Raw genomic sequence first — 19,152 nt, forward strand, 5'->3', positions numbered from 1 at the left:
CCGCCAGGGACGCGGGGTTGCGGCTCCGGCGGCCTCGGCGGACCCGGCGGATCCGGCGGCCTAGGCAGACCCGGTGGCCTAGGCAGACCCGGCGGCCTCGGCGGCTCCGGTGGCCGGGTGGGCCCGCCCGAGTTGCTCCAGGGCCTCGGCGAGATTGGCCCGGGCCTTCTCCTCGCCGAGGGGCAGTCCCGCCTCGCGGAAGAGCGCGGCGGCCCGCCGGTACGCCTCGGCGGCCTCCTCGTGGCGGCCCAGCTCCATCAGGGCGGTACCGAGGTTGCGGCTGATCCGCCCCTGCCGGTCCACGTCCCCCGCCTCGCGCATCAGGACGAACGCCCGTTCGTGGGCGGCGACGGCCTCCTCGCGGCGCCCCAGCTCCATCAGGACGATGCCCAGCGTCCCCCGGGCCTTCGCCTCGCCGAGGACGTCCCCGACCCGGACGGCCGTCGCGACGGCCGTCTCCGTGATCCGGACCAGCAGCTCGCACCGGTCCGACGCCTGGAGGTAGGGGGCCAGCAGCACCGGCAGCTCCGTCGCCAGCGCGGGTCGGGCGGTGTCCGCGGCCCACCCCACCCGGGGGAGCAGGGGCCGAGCCGCCTTCAGCCAGACGAGGGCCGCCGCGCGGTCCGGCAGGAGGCGCAGGCCCTCGACCGGTTTCTCCTGCCACCAGGCCAGGGCGTCGCGCAGTTCGGCCTCGTAGCTGTCCAGCAGGGCAGCGGTTCCGGGGTCGGACACCGGCACTCCGGTGAGCCGGCGGTGGAGCAGCAGCAGGGTCCGGTCGTGCGGTTCGGGCGTCAGCAGCCGCGGGAGCGAACCGGTGCAGGTGGGCAGGCGGGCAGCCAGCAGGTGCCACAGCCCGGGGCCGTGCTCGGCGGCGGCGTCGAGGAACAGTCGAGTGCAGGCGGCGCGCCACGGTTCGCACAGCGGATCGCGCGGCCAAAGGGCCCTACCGTGGCCCAGGGCCGCGGACGCGGGGCGCACCGAGCGGAGCACCGTCGCGTCGTCGAGGTGCCCCGCGCTGCGGACCCGGTGCAGCACGCCGTGCGTGAAGCGCGGGTTGTCGTGGACCAGGTTCCCGGGCGGCGTGGGCTCCGGGAGCAGGCCCAGCATCGCGCGGTCGATGTCGGCGTTCTGCCCGGCGAGTTCCTGCAGCCGCCGGGCCGGCAGCTTGCTCGCCAGCTCCGCCCGGAAGCCGGGCCGGCCCAGCAGGACGGACACGACGTGCTCCGGCAGCGGCTCCGCGCCGTGTGCCTCGACCAGTTCCGGCCACGGCGTCCGGTCGGTCCCGCAGGTGCCTTCGAGGACGAGCTGGGCCTCGACCGGACCCGCCGCACCCCGCAGGGCCGCGACCAGGTCGTCGGCGGCCGGCCGGGGCGGTCGGCCCGCGGCGATCTCCTGGCGCCAGGTGGCCGAGACGGACGAACGCCGGTCGATGCTGCGGTCCAGCGAAGGGTTCATCCCGTACAGCCAGGCGCACACCCGGGGCGCCCCGGGCAGGGCGAACAGGCTGCCGGCCGCCCAGGCCGCGAACAGCGGACGCGGCGGGACCCCGGCCAGGCGGATCCGTTCCAGCAGCGGGACCAGCAGTTCGTTGCCCTCGCGCACCCGGCCGCGGTCGCGCCTCGTGCACGGTTCGGCCATCCGGGCGAGCGGCGCGTCGTCGTGCTCGGCCAGGACCGCGACGAGGACGGCGGCCGGGGCGTGGGCGAGGACCCGGAGGTCCGGGGCGTGGGCGACCGCCGGACCGCCCGCCGGGGCTTCCGATTCCGGCCCGGGCGGAGCGGTCCGCCCGGGCCGCCCGGTCGGGGCAGCCGCCGGCGGGGTCGGCGGCCGACCTGCCACGACCGCCAACTGCCGTAGGGTTCCCGGGAATTCGGGCAGGAGCAGGGCCGCCCGCTCCCAGGCCGCGCGGTCCTCGCCGAGGAGTTCCCGCAGGGCGGCGCCGACCGCGTCCCAGAACGCGGCCGACTCGTGGAGGTGATGGTGGTCGAAGCCGTCCACCGCCCGGACGAGGAGATCCAGGCGTCGGGCCCGGCGCACCGTGTCGGCGGCGTCGTCCACGGTGACCAGCAGGCGCAGCAGCGGTCGGCGCAGCCGGTCCGAGGAGGCCAGCAGGATCCGCCGGACCGGCTCGGACAGCCGCGTCCGGCGGGCCGAGACCCGGTTGCCGAGCACGTCGTCCCAGGGCGTCAGCAGCACCGCGCTGAAGTCGTCCGGGCAGTCCGGGCGGCCCACCAGCGCGCGCATCTGCTCGTGGTCGAACGGCTCCTGCCGGTGCGCGGCCGCGAGGGCCGACCAGTCCGTCGGCGTCCCCGAGAGCAGGGCGTCGCCCTCCAGCACCGTGCGGGTGGCGCGCAGGGCCGCAACAGTGTCCGCGACCGGCGCCCGCCCGGCGGCCGCCCCGCCGCCGGCCCCCGCCGGGAAGCGGGGCGCGGAGTGCGGGGCGGCCTGCACGGCCAGATCGGTCTGCGCCAGCTCCGCGAGCGCCTGCTCCCGCAGCGCAGGAGGGAGCAACCCGGCCGCCCAGCGCAGCAACTCCAGGTGGTGATCGGCATCGTGCGCCGACCGCACCCGCGCCGGGACGACCCGGCTCGTTCCGTGCAGGACCTGATCCACCCCGTTGCCCATGCCCGGGATCCTACTGAGCCCGGCGGACCACCCGCCCCGGCGAGCATGCGACCGCCCCCGGACCGCCCCGCCCTTGACGCGGCGTCAGTGATCCCGGCCCCCGGCGACCTCCTGATGCGCCGCCGCCCCAGAACTGCCGGCAGAGCGCCGACAGCGCCCCGCGCAGGCACCACCCGTGGGCCGACCGGGACCACGCTCCGGAGGCATCCGCCCAAGGCCCACCCAGCAGAAATCCCACCCGGGTTTCCCCGGGCGGGATTTCGTTGGCGGGCCGTCCACCAGCCGCTCCGGCCTGGGGCGTTGGACAGCCCCACCGCACCGCTTCCCATCGGTGGGAAGACCGCTTCCCGCCTTGACGCAGGCGCGATCGAGCCAGGACGCAGCGTTCGCCGACCGGGCTGCGGACCCCAACGGATCTGCAGCGCTTTCCTCCTCGGCGGGGCGGCAAGGTCCTGAAGGACGTGCCATTGACTCCGCGGATCTCGGTGAGGCCGTGCTTGTGCGCAGGTTCCGGCCCCGGTCTCCGCCCGGTCGCCGCACCGGGCGGTGCGGAACCTCGCGGCCTCCTACGGGCCCCGCCCTCGTGGCGGCGTCCACCGAAAGCCTCCCGGCCGGGGAAGGACGGCACCTCCTGCGACAGGCCGGCTCGCTCCCCGCTGCGCTCCCGGGCGCCGGCAGCACAGCGGGTGCCGAGGGGGACGGGACTCATGACCGCGCCCCTCCGCTTCCCCTCCGGAACAGGTCACCGATGAGGCCGAACGGGCGGCGGGGGAAGCGGGGTTGACCGGGCGGCAGCAGACACTCTTCGTGCTGAAGGACCGGGCGTTCGGAAAGCCCCACGACATCGGCAACCGGCTGTACCTCTTCACGAACGGACTTCTCCGGCACGAGGCCGCCCAGGGCCTCGCGCCGGAGGTGTTCCGTTGGGACCGGATCGAGGCCCTGGGGGAAAGCCGGACGGTGAAGACCGTGAACTCGAAGTACGAGGGGACGCATCTCCGCTACGAACCGGTCAGGAAGAACGGGGGTTCGCCGGTCCTCAAAGGCGTCTGGCACGGCCCCGGCAAGGTCCGCAGATCACGATCATGGGTGAGATGCCCAGCAGGGGCACGGGCCTGTACGCGGCGGTGGGCGAGCATGCGTTCCGCGCGGCCGCGGCGTTCGAACTGCCGGAGGCGATGAACGCTCTCTCGGACGGGGCCGTGCCGTCCTTCGGCACGTTCAGCATCCCGGAGAAGGGCGTGCACCGGAAGAACACGGTGGTGCCGTGGGCGAACCTTCGCGACCTGACGGTCAGAAGGGACTACGTGGTCATGAAGGAAAAGGGGAAGCTGCTGCCACTGGTGCACACCCCTGTGTCGGATGTCCCGAACTTCGGACTGCTCCACTCCATCGTCGCCACCGCGTTCGCACACGAAGAGGGGAAGGCCCCGGAAGGCCGCTGAGACCCGGCCGGGGAGGCCCGGGACGAGCCGTAGCAGGCACCCCGACGCTCCGGTACCGGACGGCCGGCACCTCCCGAGCTCCTACTGCGTCACGGTGAACACGGCCGCGACCGGCCGGTCCTGACGATCGCGCAGGTCGGTCAGTTGCACCGTCTCGTGGTTGGTGATGAATCCGAAGGCGTTGGCGTCACCGTTGCCGACCTGCCACCAGCCGTCGGCGAACGCACCCGGCTCCTCGTGGCCGGCCGCCTGCTCCTCGATCCCGGCGAACGTGGCCACCCGGCCCTGGCGCCGCTGCACGGGCAGCCCCTTGGCCCGCAGGGCCGGGACCGCGAGCCGGAGCAGCCGCCGGGGCGCGCCGAACCCCATGTTCCAGCCGATGCACGACACGGAGAAGCCGTGGCCGGACGAAATGACGTCGGCCCCCACCTCGGCGTGCGCCACGGCGTCCGGGCGCCACAGCACGGCACCGCCGAGCACGACCCGGCCGCGCTCCTCGGGCCTGTACCAGTCCGGTCCGAGCGCGATCACCACCGGATGGCGTCCGGCCGCGACCGGGTTCGGGGCCTCGAAGCGCAGGCCGCCCGCCTCCCCGTCCCACGGCGCGTGCAGGGACAGCGAGCCCTCGGCGTTCGGCGGCACCACCAGGTCGGCGATGCGCACGTGCTCGGTGGCCCGCTCGGGGGCGTACGAGGCGAACAGGAACCGCGCCGCACCATCCACCTCGTCACTCGTGGTGGGCGAGGCCACCGCAGGGCGAGGACAGCGCCCGGTGTCCGGGGCGGCGCCGCCGCGGCCGGGCAGCGGGCCGCACGGCGGGGCGGCTCCGTCCGGACGGGGAGGGCCGGGTCATATCCACCCCCGGCCGCGGGCGGCCATTCCGGCCTGGAACCGGGTCGTCGCGTCCAGGCTCCGCATCAGTGCCCGGACGCGGCGCTGGGTGGTGCGGAAGCTCCAGCCCAGCGAGCGGGCGATGGCCTCGTCCGTGTGGCCGGAGGCCAGCAGGAGGAGCAGCGTGCGGGCGGTCTCGTCGGGGGCGTCCCGCGGGCCCTCCCCGGCGGCCGGTCGGCCCTGCAGGGGCAGGGCGAGTTTCCACTCCGCCTCGAAGAGGCCGATCAGCACGTCCAGCAGCGAGGAGGGGTGGATCACGTAGGCGGCGGCGAGGTGCTCGTCGGGATGGCTGAACGGGATCAGGGCCTGCCGGTCGTCGCAGATGACCAGCTTGGCCGGGAGGTCGGGCCGGACCCGGGCTTCCTCTCCGAAGCCCCGGGCGAGCAGGATGTCGCCGGCGACCCGGCCGGGCCAGGACAGGGCGTCGCGCGCGTAGACGATGCGGAACCGCAGTCCGGCGTGCGCCAGTTGCTCGGCGCGGGAGAGGTTGGAGCCGGGCGGTTCGAGGTAGGGGGGCCGGTCGAAGGCCCGGATCTGGTCACGGGCCTCCGCCTGGAGCTGGTTGACGCGGCGGCCGATCTCCTTGCTCCCCCTGATCACCTCCACCGACAGGTCGGGCCGGGTGAAGCGGGCCGACTTCCGGTAGGAGTCCGTCAGTTCGTGCATCAGGGACTTGACGCGCAGCAGTTCGTCCTCGGCGTGGCCGACCAGGCCGCCGATCGCCACGTCGGGGGCGGCGGCCAGCCAGGTGGGTGTCCGGCCGCGGGTGGAGGAGGCCAGGCCGTTGGCCGCGAGCCGGTTGAGGGCCTGCCGGACGCGGGCCGCGGAGAGCTCGGTCAGCTCGGCCAGCTCCGCGACGGTGGCACCCGGATGGGCGACGAGCACGGCGTAGACGGTGCCGCAGGGATCGGGCAGACCGACCGTCCCCAACAGTTCCGCAGTCGTCAACCCGGCTCCTTCCAGCGGCTATTGAACCCCTGGCGCATTTGCGCCAGCTGGCAAGAATACGCCCACTTGACTGTCTTGTGTCAGATTTCGCGGCGCTGCCAGGTTGTTCCCACCGATCCCCCTTCGTGCAAGGAGTCCCATGCGCAGGTCAGGTCCGACCTGGCGAATACGCCTGGTCACCGCAGTCACCGTCGCCGGTGCGATGAGCGCCGCCACGCTCGGTGGCGCGTCCGCCGCACCGGGGCCGGACGCCCCCACCGTCCCGGGCCCGCCGTCCGTCCGGCTGGGCTCGGCCCCGGGGCAGTCCGCGCTCGGAGAGAGCTGGGAGCCGGGTCGCGCGCAGACGGCCGCCAGGCACGCGGGCGAGGTGGTGCCCGGTCAGGTGCTGCTGCGCTGGAACGGCGACGCCCCGCCCCCCGAGCTGCACGAGCACGGTGTCAAGGCGCTCCGCCAGCTGGAGCCCGGAACGGGCGTGGCGACCCTGGAGTCCTCGGACGCCCCCGACGCCAAGACCCCCGACGCCAAGGCCACCGCCGCCGCCGCAGAACGCCTGGCGGCGGTGGGGGGCATCACCGCCGCGACCCCCAACCGCTACGTCACCAGCATGGTCAGCGACAGCCGGGCCGTGCCGAAGGAGTTGCTCGACCAGGCCGCCGCCCAGGCCGCCGCGCTCGCGGCCCCCCGGGCCTCCGCCGCCACCCCGGGCATCCCCGGAAACTACGGCGTCACCTCCTCGCTGCAGAGCTGGATGAACTCCGGTGGCGTGAACGCCCTCGGCGCTTTCAGCCAACTCTCCTCCCACTACGGGCAGTTGCCCGGGCAGGGCGAGATCATCACCAACGTCTCCCTCGCCGACCTGACCGACCGGTCGATGGCCGACGCCGGCGACCCCTACGTCCAGCGCAACGGGCCGACCACCGTGGTACGGGACGGCCAGCGCTACCTGGACCTGCCGGGCATGGCCCTGATCCCGACCTACGTCGCCGACGACGCGGGCCACCTGGACCCGCTGGGCAGCACCGAGGAGCAGGACCCGAGCAACGGCGAGATCCTGCTCGACTTCTCGGTGATGTCGCCCCTGCCCCACGAACTGCAGCGCCCGGAGAACCCCGGCAGCGGCTACACCGACCTGCTGGGCATCGCCCCCGGCGCCCAGTACCGGCTGGTGGTGCCCTCCCGGCCGACGACCGACCGGATCGCCGGCGCCCTGCTGGCCGCGGCCCGGCAGCAGCCCCGGCCGAACGTCATCAACGCCAGCCTCGGCTTCGGCACCGACACCACCGGCTTCGCCGGCCGGTACCTGGAGGACGACCCGCTGCTGCGCTCCACGGTCGAGAGGATCGTGCGGGAGTACGGCATCACCGTCTCCATCGCCGCCAACGACGGCACCCGCCTCTACACCCCGGCCGCCGTCGGCCCCGACGGCGGCAGCACGCCCACCGACCGCACCGACGACAGGAACCGGGCCACCGGGATCGACGACGACGCGATGTCGACCACGCCGAGCCTGGTCCCCGACAGCGGCGCGATCGCCGCGGGCGGCACCACCACCGACGACGTCCTCGCCGCGGGCGCAACCGGCCCGGCGACCGTCGCCGAGACCCGGATCAGCGGGTCCGGCACCTTCTCCTCCGGTTTCGGCTCGCGGATCGACCTGTCCGCGCCCAGCGACAACATCCCCGCCCTCGCCCACGCCGGCAGCACCGCGCAGTCGGTCACCGTCGTGCTCAGCGGCGGCACGTCGGCGTCCGCCCCCGAGATCGCGGCGGCCGCGGCCGTGGTGGACCAGACCGCCAAGCTGACCGGCCACCCGCTGACCCCGCGCCAGATCCGCGAACTGCTGGTGAAGACCGCCCGCCCCGTGCCCACCCCCGCCCAGATCGACCGGACCCTGCAGGTGGGCCCGCAACTGGACCTGACCGCGGCGGTGGAGAAGCTGCTGCCGCGCGACCGGGGCGCCCCGCACCCGCAGATCGCCCGACTGGGGGTGGCGCACCGCAAGCTGCTCGGCAACTACGGCGGCGCGTTCATCGAGTACACCGACCCGGACGCGATCGACCTGGCCGGCCCGGCCAACGGGGCCGGCTACCGGACCGGCGAGGGCCTGGTCGGCCCGATCACCTTCGCCGCCGACGTCACCGGCGCGGCGCCCAACACGCGCTACCGCCTCACCGTCGGCACGAAGAGCTTCGACGCGGACCTGCCCAGCATCCGGGTCACCCCGACCCAGCTGCTCACCGCGGCCGGCCTGCCGGTGGCCGCCACCCAGCCGCGGACCGTGAGCGTCCGCTTCGACGCCCTCACGCCCGGCAAGCCGACGGCGTCCGTCTCCCGGACGCTCACCCTGGGCCCGAGCGACGGCACCTTCACCGAGGCGCAGGCCCCGACCGCCCCGGCCACCGTCGAGGCCGGCCGGAGCGTGACCGTGCACTACGACCTGAGCCACGTCCGCAACGTCAAGGACCCGAGACTGGTCGTCTCCACTCCCGGGCACTGGAACCCGCTGCTGGCCCCGCTGTTCAACGCGGCCTGGTCCGCTCCGCTCACCGCGGACTCCGGCGACGTCACCGTTCCGGCCTCGGCCTTCACGGGCGGCGGCATCTACGGCATCGGCATCCAGCAGGACGACACGATCGTGGGCCACCTGGTGTACGGGGAGTTCGCGCCGATCCGCGTCGACGGCGGTACCGCGGACCAGCGCCCCCAGGCCCCGCTGCTGGCCCCCGCCGGCGGGCAGTTCGGGCACCGGGCGACGGTGACGCGCTCCGCACCGGGCTTCTCCCTGCGTTGGACCACCAAGGAGGTGGCGGAGCAGGCCACCGGCGCGGTGCTGGAAATCTCCTCACCCGCACCGACCGTCTTCAACGCCCTCAACACCTTCACCGCGCAGAACGGCACCGGCCGCGACAACGACGGCTTCGACGCCGGCTCGGTGGTCTACCAGTCGCTGCCCGGCGCCTCCGGAACCGCCGACCTGAACGCAGTGGAACTCGGCCTGGGCACCTCGATGCAGTACAACGTGCGGGTGCTGGCCACGGCCGCCGACGGCCAGGTCCTCGGACAGGCTTCCCCCTCCTCGGCGCTGGTGCTCGACGACGGGACCGTCCCGGGCGGCGGCACGGTGGCGGACTTCGCGGCCAGGGGCGCGGACTCCGTCGCGGTGCTGTCCGGTGTCGACGGCCGCCCCGGAGCCTCGGTCCGGCGCTACGACCCGGCCACCGGGACGTACGGCGCGCAGCTCACCGCGGACTCCGCGGCCGGGGCCCACTACGCCGTCATCGGTGTGGACGACACCGTCCACCGGGCCGTGCTGGCGCACTGGAACGACGCGGACGCCTTCTCCACGCTGGAGGTGCGCGACCTCGCCGACGGCACGGAGACCGGCCCGCCGGCCCGGATCGACACCGCCGGCGGCCTGCTGGTCGGCGGCCGGGTCGACGCGGCCCGGCACCGGGCCTGGGTGCTGGACTGGGCGGCGGGCGACTACCACGACGAGCTGGTCCCGCTCGACCTGGCCACCGGCATCCTGGGCACCCCCGTGCTGCCGGACTCCCGGACGAAGCACGGCCCCGCCTACTACACCGGGATCGACCTGGACCCGAGCACCGGCACCGTCCAACTCGCCCACCTCTACGGCGGCGGCCGCTGCCTGGGCAACGCCTCGGCCGTGGTGGTGAACGTCTCCGAGGACAGCGGCGCGCTCACCGTCTCCCCCGGCGCCGGGCCCGGCTGCGGCACGAACTTCGCCTCGGCCCAGGACGGCGGCAAGGGCCAACTGCTGAACTTCCCCGTCATCAGCTCCAACTTCGCCGGCTCCCTCAGCACGGTCGGCATCGACGAGAAGACCCTGGCCACGGGGCCGACCACCAAGCTGCGGTCGGAGCTCCCGCTCGCGCTCGCCGTGGACAGCGCCCACCACGTGGCCCTGGTCGCGTACCCGTCCCCGCTGGGTGCGAGCGTCTACGGCGTGCCGGGCAACGTGATGACGGACAGCAACTCCACCAGCCAGATCGACGTGGTCGACCTGGACAGCGGGGCGGTGCTGAAGACCCTGTCCGCGTTCGACTTCATCGGCGGTTTCGGCGGCCCGCTGGCCTCCACCACCGGCGCGAACGTCCAACTCGACCCGGCCACCCGCACCGGCTTCACCTACGGCCCCTACCGGGAACAGATCACCCGATTCACCTACTGAGAACAGCACCGGCGTCCTCGGCTCCCGCCGCGGACGCCGGTGCAGCCGCCGGCACGGGCCGCGCGGGCTCCACGACGCCGTGGGATACGCTCTGCCGCGGACTGCGGGCCCCCCTGCAACGCGGCGCCCGCTGCCGTGGTGTCCGGGGAATGTACGGGGGGTGGGCCGGGTGTCTTCGGTCGGGCAGTACGAGTTGCTCCGCCCGTTGGGCGAAGGCGGGATGGGCCGGGTGTACCTGGCGCGTTCGCCGGGGGCGCGGCTGGTGGCGCTCAAGGTCATCCGCCCCGAGTACGCCGAGGCTCCCGACTTCCGGGTCCGTTTCCGCCGCGAGGTCGCGGCCGCCCGACGGGTGAGCGGTTTCTGGACCCCGGCGGTGCTGGACGCCGACGCCGAGGGCGTGCCGCCGTGGCTGGCCGCGGAGTACGTGCCCGCGCCCACCCTGCACGAGGTGGTACGGGACTTCGGCGTGCTCGCCGAGCCGGGGCTGCGGGCCCTGGGGGCGGGCCTGGCCGAGGCGTTGGCCGCGATCCACGCGGCCGGTCTGGTGCACCGCGACCTCAAGCCCGGCAACGTCCTGGTGGCGGCGGACGGCCCCCGGGTGATCGACTTCGGCATCAGCCGGGCCGTCGACGGCGCCGATTCCACCCGGGTCACCCGCACGGGGGCGGCCGTCGGCACCCCCGGCTACCTCGCCCCCGAGCAGCTCACCGCCGGCCAGGGGGCCGGGGCGGCGGCCGACGTCTTCTCGCTCGCCTGCGTGCTGACCTTCGCGGCCACCGGGGCACACCCCTTCGGACCGGGACCGACCCCGGCGGTGCTCTACGGCATCGTCCACCGGGCCCCGCAACTCGACGGCGTGCCCGCGGCCCTGCTCCCCCTGCTCACGGCCTGCCTGCACAAGGACCCCGGCCGTCGCCCGACCGTGCCGGAGCTGCTCGCCGCACTCGGCCGGACCGATCCGGGCGCGCTCGTCGGCCCGGCCCTGCAGCGACGCCTGGCCGAACTCGCCCAGGACGCCGCACGCATGGTGACCGCACCCGCCATGCCCGCTCCCGCGCCCGCCGTCACGCCGTCCGCACCGGCCAACCGTCCCGGACGGCGGAAGGTGCTCGCGCTCGCGGCCGGGGGCGGGGCGGTGCTGCTGGCGGCCGCGGGCGGGGCCGCGTCCCTGTTCGGCGGCGGTCGCGGCAGCGCGAAGCCGCCGAGCCCTGGCAGTGCTTCCGGCATCGCCCTCGGCACCGCCGCGGCCGCCCCGACCGGCCCCGCACCGCTGTGGCAGCAGAAGCTGTCCACCGGCGGCCCCCTCGACCTGTTCGCCGGGCTGCTGGTCTGCCGGTCGGCGTCCGGACCTCAGGTCTTCCGGGCCGACACCGGCGCTCCTGCCTGGAGCGGCCACCTCTCCCCGCCCGCGAGTGCCCCCGACTCCGCACCGAAGTGGATCGGCGTCGCGGACGGCCTGCTGCTGGCCGGCGCCGACATCGCGGGCACCGGCTGGCTGGCGGCCCTCGACAGCAGCGGCAAGCAGCTCTACTTCCGGTCCGTCACCCCGCCGGGTACCGGCATCTGGCAGCTGGAGTCGTCCGCCGCCGGGGTCGCCCTGCTGAGCACCGCGGTCCTCGGCGGCTTCGGCCTGGTCGCCGTCGAGCTCTCCTCCGGCCGGATGCTGTGGTCGCGCCCGTCCGTCTCGGCGGACTGCCAGGCGGTGACCGACGGCACCCGCTGCCTGGTGCAGGACTCCGGCAGCGTCCACGGGCTGGACCTGCGCACCGGCCGCCAACTGTGGGTGGCGAAGGACCCGCAGCCCACGGTCAGGTACCCGGCACTGACCGTCTCCGGCGGGGTGCTGCTGATCAGCACCACCTCGGTACGGGCCCTCGACGCGGCCACCGGCACGGCCCTGTGGACAGCGGTGAACATGACGACCCCGCTGAGCAACACGCCGGTGGTCGGCGACCGGGTGTTCGTCGCCCACGCCGGCAGCAACTCGCTGTTCGGGCTCGACCTGCACACCGGCGAGCAGCTGTGGCACGTCTCGCCCCCGGCCGGCTTCTACGCGGGCACCGGCCAGCAGGACGCCCAGCGGCTGGTCGCGGCCGACCGCCTGATCGCGGCGCCCATGCTGCTCCGGGGCGGCGTCACGGTCCTCGACCCGGCCGACGGCCGCGTCCGGTGGAGCGTGTCCGCCGAAGCCGGCACCGGGGAGTGGGCCCTCGCCGCCGACGACTCGGCCCTGTACGTCGCCTCCGAAACCACCCTGTCCGCCTACCGGAGCACGAATTGACGAACCGTCGGGAAGAAGCCGGAGGAACCCGGCCCGGCACCCCCCTGCCCAGCGCGACCCTCCCCGGGCAGACCCTCCCCGGGCAGACGCTGCCCGGTCAGAGCCTGCCCGGCACGATCGGCCCCTACCGGCCGGTCCGCGAACTCGGTGCGGGCGGCATGGGCCGGGTCTACCTGGCCGCGTCGCACAGCGGCCGTGCGGTCGCGGTCAAGGTGGTGCGCGGCGAGTTCGCCGCCGACCCCGACTTCCGGTGGCGCTTCGCGGCGGAGGTCGACGCGGCCCGCCGCGTCGGCAGCGCCTTCACCGCCCCCGTGGTGGACGCCGACCCGACCGGCACACCGCCCTGGCTGGCCACCGCGTACATCCCGGGCCCTTCGCTGGGCGAGGCGGTCCGCACGCACGGGCCGATGCCGGAGCAGAGCCTGCGGCTGCTGGCCGCCGGCCTGGTGGAGGCCCTGGCCGCGATCCACCGGGCGGGCCTGATCCACCGCGACCTCAAGCCCTCCAACGTCCTGCTCGCCAAGGACGGGCCGCGGGTCATCGACTTCGGGATCAGCCGGGCCGTCGACCGGCCCTCGTTCACCGTCGAGGGCCACCTCGTGGGCTCTCCCGGCTACATGTCGCCCGAGCACACCACCGGGGAGGAACTCACTCCGGCCAGTGACGTGTTCGCCCTCGGCGCGGTGCTCGCGTACGCCGCGACCGGCCGCCCGCCGTTCGGCACCGGGCCGGTGCACGCGCTGCTGTACCGCACCGCGCACGAGGACCCCGACCTGGCCGGCGTGCCCGACGCCCTGTCCGGGATCCTCGCCGCGTGCCTGCACCGCGACCCGGCCGCCCGGCCACCGCTCCCGCAACTGCAGACCCGGCTGCGCCCGCAGGCCGCGGCCGACTGGCCGGCCCCGGTGGCGGAGCAGGTGGCGCGGTACGAGCGGGAGGCCACCCGGTACCTGCGCCGGCCGCGGCCCTCGCGCCGGAGCGTGTTGCTGGCCAGCGGCGGCGCGGCGCTGGCCGCAGGGGCGGGCGCCGGGTGGTGGCTGTGGCGGCGGCCCGCCGGCGGGCCGGCCGCCGCGGCACCGGAAGCGGCCTGGACGGCCGACGTGCCGGACGCCCGGGCCGAGGTCTCCCGGCTCGACGCCGGGACCGTCGTGTGCACCGGCCCGTCCTCCGCCTCGGTGTACGACCGGAACAGCGGGCGGCAGCTGTGGCACGACGCCGACGGCACGCAGTACACCACCGGCCCCGGCCGGGTGTACACGGTGCGCACCGACGGCCTGCTGCACGCCCTCGACGGGAGCACCGGCAAGCAGCTCTGGGCCTCGCCCCCGGAGGGCACCGGCTCCTCGAAGATCGTGTCCGCGGATGCCGACCAGGTCGTGCTCTGCTCCGCGAACGGGGCCGTCCGGGGATTCGACCCGACCCGGGGCACGGTCCGCTGGTCCTCCACCGTGTCGGGCCGTCTCGGCGGCGTGCAGCCGCTGGACTCCGGACGGATGCTGGTGTCCGGCAGCGACAAGTCGACCAACTTCACCTTCCTGCACGCCGTCTCGGTGCTCGACCCGGCGGGGCAGCGGCTGTGGAACCGGAACCTGTACATTCCCCACGCGGCCGGCGACCGGGTGTACGCCTTCGACCAGGACCGGTCGCTGCTCGCGCTGCGGGCCGCCGACGGCGAGCGGATCTGGAGCCGGGACACCCCGCTGTCCACCACCTACCAGTCGTCCGACCTGTCCCAGCAGGTGCTGGGCCTCCTCGGCGGTCGACTGTACTGCTACCCCGAACTCGACCTCCGCGGTATGTCCGCCGGCCCGCTGATCGCCTTCGATCCGGCCGACGGGAGCACCCTGTGGAGCACCCGGCCCCCGACCGGCCTGCTCAACTCCGTCGCCGTCGCCGACGGGGTGCTGTGCTACCTGGCCGACGGCCTGCACGGGATCGACGCGCGTACCGGCCACCTCCGCTGGCACGCCGGCGCCGACCTGGGCGGGCTCAGCTTCCTCGGCACGGCCGGCGGCATGTTCCTGGTGGGATCGGTCTCCGCAGCGGCCGCCGGACTGTACGGCTTCGACCCGGCGAGCGGCCGCCAGGTCTGGCACTACCCGGTCACCGGGGCCACCGACTACTGGACCGGCGCCCAGGACTCCCGCGGCCTGTACGTCCTCACCTCCTCCCGGTTGCTCGCCTTCCGGCTGCCCGGCTGACACCCCGGCCGGAACGCCGCCGCGCCCACCGCCGGAAACACCTGTGCACGCATCGCCAATTCCCCTGCGCCACAGTCAGATGCGAGCCCTGTCCGCGCGCGAGCACACTCGTCGCATCCCTGACAGGAACACGGAACAGGAGAAGAACCCGTGGCATCGATGCACACCCGGGTCGGCCGGCTGGCGGTGGCCGCAGCAGCAGCCGGCGCACTCGTCCTGGGTCTCGGAGGCACTGCCGACGCCGGCGGCGGTTCCTACCGGGGTCGGCTCGTCGACGACTGCGGCTCCGCGAGCGGCACTTACCACTGGGACTACTCCGCGACCTACAACAGCAAGAACGCCTACCACACCGACCGGGACTTCAAGGTCACCGACCTCTGCAAGGCCAACGGACGCGACGTCAGCCTCTCCACCAAGTACACCAAGTGGACCGGCAGCGCCTGGACGAGCGACGGCAAGTACCACCGCATCGGCGGCTCCGGCACCGGCTCCAACGTCGCCGACGTCATCGTCTACAGCTGCGAGGTCGGCCACCCCGGCACCTGCGTCGCCCTCCACGCGTCGTAGCGGCGGACGACTCCACCCGCCCACCACCGCACCGCACCGATCCAGGCCGGGCCGCCCGGCACACACGCCTCCGGTGCGCGGTGCAGAAGACGGTGCTCGCGACACGCCTGCCGGTAGCCGCCCGGCGCGGTGCCGTGGGCGGCCCGGAAGGCCCGACTGAAGGACGAGGGATCCCTCGTCCCCCACCGGGCGGCGATCGCGTGGACGGGCTGCCCGTCGTGGAGCGGGTCCGCCAGGTCCCGGCGGACCCGCTCCAGCCGCTCGGCGCGCATCTTGTCCGCGACCGTGGTCCCGCTCCCTTCGAAGAGCGGGTGCAGGTAACGGAGCGGGATGTGGTGGGCCGCGGCGACGCCGGGTGGCGTCAGGCCCGGATCACCGAGGTGGGCGTCGATGAACGCGCCGGTCCGGACGAGCAGCAGGCCCCGGCGCGACCCGCTCTCGCTCCGGTACCGGCCCCCGGCGAGTTGGACGAGCATGCCGGCCAGCAGCGCGACGGTGGCGTCCGCCAGCAGCGGCAGCGCCTCCTGACGGCGTCCGGTGGCCGAGGCCACCAGGTTCCGCAGGTGCGAGCGCAGCAGGCGCACCAGCCGGGCGGACCTGGCAACGGTCAGCGGCGAGTACTCCTGCTTCATGACCTGCAGCGGGCGGGGCCTCCCGGCTGGAAGTTGCTCGCGTAGCAGTCGGTGACCTCGGTCCGGTTGTGAGTTCACGCTGCCGTCGGCGTTGTAGCGCTTCCGCCCCAGCCGGCCGATGCAGGGGGTGCCCTCCGCCCCAGCCGCGAAGTAGCCCTTCACCTGGTCGTTCTGTCGGCGGAGTTGTCGGTCGGCAGGACCCACCCCCGGCAGACGCCATACCCGCTGGCCTTGATGACGACCTGCGTGTCGGTCCTGGTGACCGAGGTACTGGCCGACACGGCGGCGGGGATGACGGCCGAGGCGGAGAGGTCGAGAGCGAACAGGGGGCGATGCTTCGAGACTTCCTCCAACGGTTGGTGGTCGGGGCCGGTCGGCCTCTTCCGAATCGACTGTCCGGCCGGGTCTCCCGCCCCCTCGGAACCGGCTGAACCCTGGCCCGCCGGCACGCGCCGGGCCGTCCAGTAGGAGGTTGACCTCCGCCCTCCTGCGTCCGGTCCACCGGACAGCGCTGCCCTCAACCCGACGCGGTAGCAGCACTCCGATCCTGAGGGCCGCTCAAGACCTCCCGCAAAGCCCCGAACAAGCAGACCCGGGCCCGCAGAACAGAAGATCCCGCCCAGATTTTGAACCGCACCCGTTCGAATGGATGCTCGATCCCCCGGGGGGATCGAGTCATGGCACGTCCCTCCCCTCACCCCACTGGGCTGCGGCGTCGTGGAGTGCGCATGGTCGCCGAGGTCCGTCCGGACTACGGCACCGAGCGGGCCGCGATGAAGGCCGTCGCGTCCAAGCTCGGCGTCGGATCGGCCGAGACCGTGCGGCAGTGGGTCCGACGGGACCGGATCGGCTCCGGGCAGCGCCCTGGGGCGACCACGGAGGAGTCCGCCCGGGTCAAGGCAAGAAGGAGGTCGCCGAGCCGAAGAGGGCGAACGAGGTCCTCAAGGCCGCGGCGAGTTCGATCGCGGCGATGGCGTCGTGCCGGTTCGCGGTGGGCGACACGTGCCAGCCCAGCCCGTACTTCGACCAGTAGTCGCGGCAACCCGCGAGCCACCAGGTCCCGCCGCCGGTCGTCTCGAACTCGGAGAAGTCCAGCTACCGGACCTGGTTCGGGCCGGTCGGACCGGTCGCGAAGGCAGCCTTGCGGCGGGCGGCGAGCCGGCGCCGTTCCCGCTGGCAGCCGGCCTCCAGCAGCAGGCCCGCGTCCCGCAGCAGCCGCAGCACGGTCGCCTGCGAGACGCGGTGGCCGTCGTGGCGGCACATCGCCCAGACCTTGCGGTGGCCCCGGGCCGGGTGTGCGCGAGCACGTGCCGGCGGGCGGTCTCCCGGACGCTCTCGCGGGCCGGGCGCGGCCACGGTCCGCGAGCCGGGACACCTTGGCGGGCGCGGACCCGGTGCCGACGCCAGGCCCGCTCGGGCACGCCGTTCAGACGGCAGAATCCCACGTTCGGCATGCCCGCCCCGGTACGGACCGCCTCGAGGCCCACGAAGGGCCAAGCGCCCCGGCAAGGCCGGACTCGGCGCGAAGACCGTCCTCGTCGGACTCGTCCTCGCCGCCAGGAGCCTGCGCAGCACCGACATCGCCGACGTCTGGGAGTGCATGCAGTTCGGCACCAGCCCCAACTGGCGGCGCTACTTCGACCTGCCGGACGCCGACTCGCGCGACACGCGCGCCACCCGCGCGTCCGCCAAGCGCTTCTACCACGCCGTCAACCGGATCACCACGGTGCTGGCCCCCTCCCGCCACGACCGGCGCGCCCGCCTCACCCCTGACCAGGCACTCGCCCACCGCGCCGCCTGGCGCGACGGCAGCGGCACCGACGCCTCCCCCGCACTGTCGGAGATCGCCAACTGGCACTACTCCGGCGGCGGAACCAAGACCTTCGGCTACAGCGCGACCCTGTCGGTCGTCGACCACGCCGACCCCGACAGCTTCCACCGCCCCGTCAGGGCACTCGGGAACGGACGGGCCAAGATCGTCAGCACGTTCCTGCACGCCCGCGAACTCCGCCGGAGCCGCGGCCACTTCGGCGTGCCCGCACAGACACCGCCGACTCCGCTCTTCGGTCCCGAACACCTGCGTCCAAGGCCCGCAAAGCAGAAATCCCGCCCGGGTTTCCCCGGGCGGGATTTCGTTGGTGGAGCTGAGGGGATTCGAACCCCTGACCCCCTCGATGCGAACGAGGTGCGCTACCGGACTGCGCCACAGCCCCAACGAGAAGAAACTCTATCACCCCTGGAGGGGCGCTCGTGACCATGGTCGACACGAGCGCCCCGGGGGTCATTCGTTGGCGGCCCGGGGCCGGTCCGACCAGTCCGCGGTGGCGGCGGCCTGCGGGCCGGACTCGCCGTACTGGTCGAAGAGCGGGGTGGCCGGGCGGCCGGAGTCCCAGGTGCGGGGGGCCGACAGGTCGAGGCCCCGGGTGGTGCGGGGGGCGACCGGGGCGGTCACGTAGGTGGGCAGCGGCACCGGGACGGGCTCCCAGGAGTCCGGCCCGGCGGCGGCCCGCTCGCGGACGCCGTCGACCCACTCCTCGTGCTCGGTGGCCTCGGCGAGCGCGCTGGCCCGGGTCGCGCTCGGGTCCGCGGGCTCGGCCGCGGCCGCCCCGTCCCCCCGGACGGACGTCCGGTCCTCCGTCCGGACCCGCTCGCGCTCGCGCAGCTGCTCGGCGGCCTGCACGGCCCGGACCCGGTCGAACTTGACCTCGTAGCGCTGCCGTTCGAGCCGGCGCAGGTGGCCGATGTAGAGGGTGAGCAGCACGCCGGGGACGGCGGGCACCCAGAGGAAGGCGAAGCCGGCCACCGCCGCGACGACGGCGCCGAGCGCGAAGGCGAGGAAGAGCAGGGTGACCATGCGCCGGCGCCGGGCGAGCAGGCGGGCCCGACGCTCGGCGGAGCGCCGCTCGTCGGGATCGCGCTCGTCCCGCTCCGGGCGCTCCCCACGCTCAGGACGCTCCCCGCGCTCAGGACGCTCGGCACGCTCCTCGCGGGGCGCCCGGGCGGGCCGGGCCGCCACGGGTGCCGCAGGTGCCACGGGTGCCGGGTCCGGCGCGGGCGCCAGGTGCGCCACCGGGGCGGTCACGCCCACCGGCCCGGCTCCGGGCCCGGATTCGGCGGGACCCCCGTCCGGCTCACCGGCGGGGTGCTGCTGGTCGGCGGTCTGGTCGCCCAGGGCTCGGGCCGCGCGCCGCTCCATGGCCGATCGACCGGCCAGCAGGCGGATCGCGGTACTGAAGCGTTCCGTCGGACGCGACTCGTTGAGCTCGTCCTGCCTGCGGAGCCACATCGGCACCAGATAGGCAGCCCAGGCCCCTACGATGACCGCGTAGATAAGGCCGCTACTGCTCACGTTTCACACGGTAAGGGCGCG

The 19,152-nt window shown here is 74.6% G+C and carries 11 protein-coding genes and 1 tRNA gene; 5 read left to right on the plus strand and 7 right to left on the minus strand.

Going from position 1 to position 19,152, the window contains the following annotated elements; genetic code table 11:
* Nucleotides 1-78: 78 nt before the first annotated feature.
* Nucleotides 79-2,625, minus strand: a complete 2,547-nt coding sequence (locus ACIOHG_RS31290; protein ID WP_400955622.1) for a tetratricopeptide repeat protein — start codon at nt 2,623-2,625, stop codon at nt 79-81.
* 1,094 nt (nt 2,626-3,719) lie between these two features.
* On the opposite strand from ACIOHG_RS31290, the gene ACIOHG_RS31295 reads away from it, so the two are divergent.
* The gene (locus tag ACIOHG_RS31295) at nt 3,720-4,070 is read left to right on the plus strand and encodes a DUF6585 family protein (protein WP_400955624.1); all 351 of its coding nucleotides are present in this window, start codon (nt 3,720-3,722) and stop codon (nt 4,068-4,070) included.
* An 81-nt stretch (nt 4,071-4,151) separates the two neighbouring features.
* On the opposite strand, the gene ACIOHG_RS31300 is transcribed toward ACIOHG_RS31295, so the two are convergent.
* Nucleotides 4,152-4,820, minus strand: coding sequence for a hypothetical protein (locus ACIOHG_RS31300; RefSeq protein WP_400955625.1), 669 nt, complete (start codon nt 4,818-4,820; stop codon nt 4,152-4,154).
* A 99-nt stretch (nt 4,821-4,919) separates the two neighbouring features.
* Entirely contained in the window at nt 4,920-5,909 is a 990-nt protein-coding gene (locus tag ACIOHG_RS31305; protein ID WP_400955627.1) for a winged helix-turn-helix transcriptional regulator, read from the minus strand.
* 139 nt (nt 5,910-6,048) lie between these two features.
* Between ACIOHG_RS31305 and ACIOHG_RS31310 the strand changes: the two genes are divergently transcribed.
* From ACIOHG_RS31310 to ACIOHG_RS31325, 4 genes are all read left to right on the plus strand, one after another.
* Entirely contained in the window at nt 6,049-10,101 is a 4,053-nt protein-coding gene (locus tag ACIOHG_RS31310; RefSeq protein WP_400955628.1) for a S8 family serine peptidase, read from the plus strand.
* Between the two features lie 169 nt (nt 10,102-10,270).
* Entirely contained in the window at nt 10,271-12,382 is a 2,112-nt protein-coding gene (locus ACIOHG_RS31315; protein ID WP_400955629.1) for a PQQ-binding-like beta-propeller repeat protein, read from the plus strand.
* Nucleotides 12,379-14,583, plus strand: a complete 2,205-nt coding sequence (locus ACIOHG_RS31320) for a PQQ-binding-like beta-propeller repeat protein (RefSeq protein WP_400955630.1) — start codon at nt 12,379-12,381, stop codon at nt 14,581-14,583. The genes ACIOHG_RS31315 and ACIOHG_RS31320 overlap by 4 nt, the downstream gene beginning before the upstream one ends.
* 150 nt (nt 14,584-14,733) lie before the next feature.
* The gene (locus ACIOHG_RS31325; protein ID WP_400955631.1) at nt 14,734-15,150 is read left to right on the plus strand and encodes a hypothetical protein; all 417 of its coding nucleotides are present in this window, start codon (nt 14,734-14,736) and stop codon (nt 15,148-15,150) included.
* Here ACIOHG_RS31325 and ACIOHG_RS31330 read toward each other — a convergent pair.
* From ACIOHG_RS31330 to glpR, 4 genes are all read right to left on the minus strand, one after another.
* Nucleotides 15,096-15,782, minus strand: coding sequence for a helix-turn-helix domain-containing protein (locus ACIOHG_RS31330; protein WP_400955633.1), 687 nt, complete (start codon nt 15,780-15,782; stop codon nt 15,096-15,098). The two genes, ACIOHG_RS31325 and ACIOHG_RS31330, sit on opposite strands and share 55 nt — an antisense overlap.
* 1,095 nt (nt 15,783-16,877) lie before the next feature.
* Nucleotides 16,878-17,045 (minus strand): hypothetical protein, encoded by a 168-nt coding sequence (locus ACIOHG_RS31335; RefSeq protein ID WP_400955635.1) that lies wholly within the window; start codon nt 17,043-17,045, stop codon nt 16,878-16,880.
* A gap of 873 nt (nt 17,046-17,918) precedes the next feature.
* Nucleotides 17,919-17,995, minus strand: a tRNA-Ala gene (locus tag ACIOHG_RS31340).
* Between the two features lie 68 nt (nt 17,996-18,063).
* The gene (gene glpR / locus ACIOHG_RS31345) at nt 18,064-19,131 is read right to left on the minus strand and encodes a gephyrin-like molybdotransferase receptor GlpR (protein WP_400955636.1); all 1,068 of its coding nucleotides are present in this window, start codon (nt 19,129-19,131) and stop codon (nt 18,064-18,066) included.
* Nucleotides 19,132-19,152: the final 21 nt, after the last annotated feature.

It is taken from the genome of Kitasatospora sp. NPDC088134, from assembly GCF_044741705.1.
Classification (GTDB): domain Bacteria; phylum Actinomycetota; class Actinomycetes; order Streptomycetales; family Streptomycetaceae; genus Kitasatospora.

What these genes read in the sequence shown, in the direction of transcription:
- ACIOHG_RS31290 (WP_400955622.1), bottom strand. Translation starts at nt 2,625, where the DNA reads ATGGGCAACGGGGTGGATCAGGTCCTGCACGGAACGAGCCGGGTCGTC.
- ACIOHG_RS31295 (WP_400955624.1), top strand. Translation starts at nt 3,720, where the DNA reads ATGCCCAGCAGGGGCACGGGCCTGTACGCGGCGGTGGGCGAGCATGCG.
- ACIOHG_RS31310 (WP_400955628.1), top strand. Translation starts at nt 6,049, where the DNA reads ATGCGCAGGTCAGGTCCGACCTGGCGAATACGCCTGGTCACCGCAGTC.
- ACIOHG_RS31330 (WP_400955633.1), bottom strand. Translation starts at nt 15,782, where the DNA reads ATGAAGCAGGAGTACTCGCCGCTGACCGTTGCCAGGTCCGCCCGGCTG.
- ACIOHG_RS31335 (WP_400955635.1), bottom strand. Translation starts at nt 17,045, where the DNA reads ATGTGCCGCCACGACGGCCACCGCGTCTCGCAGGCGACCGTGCTGCGG.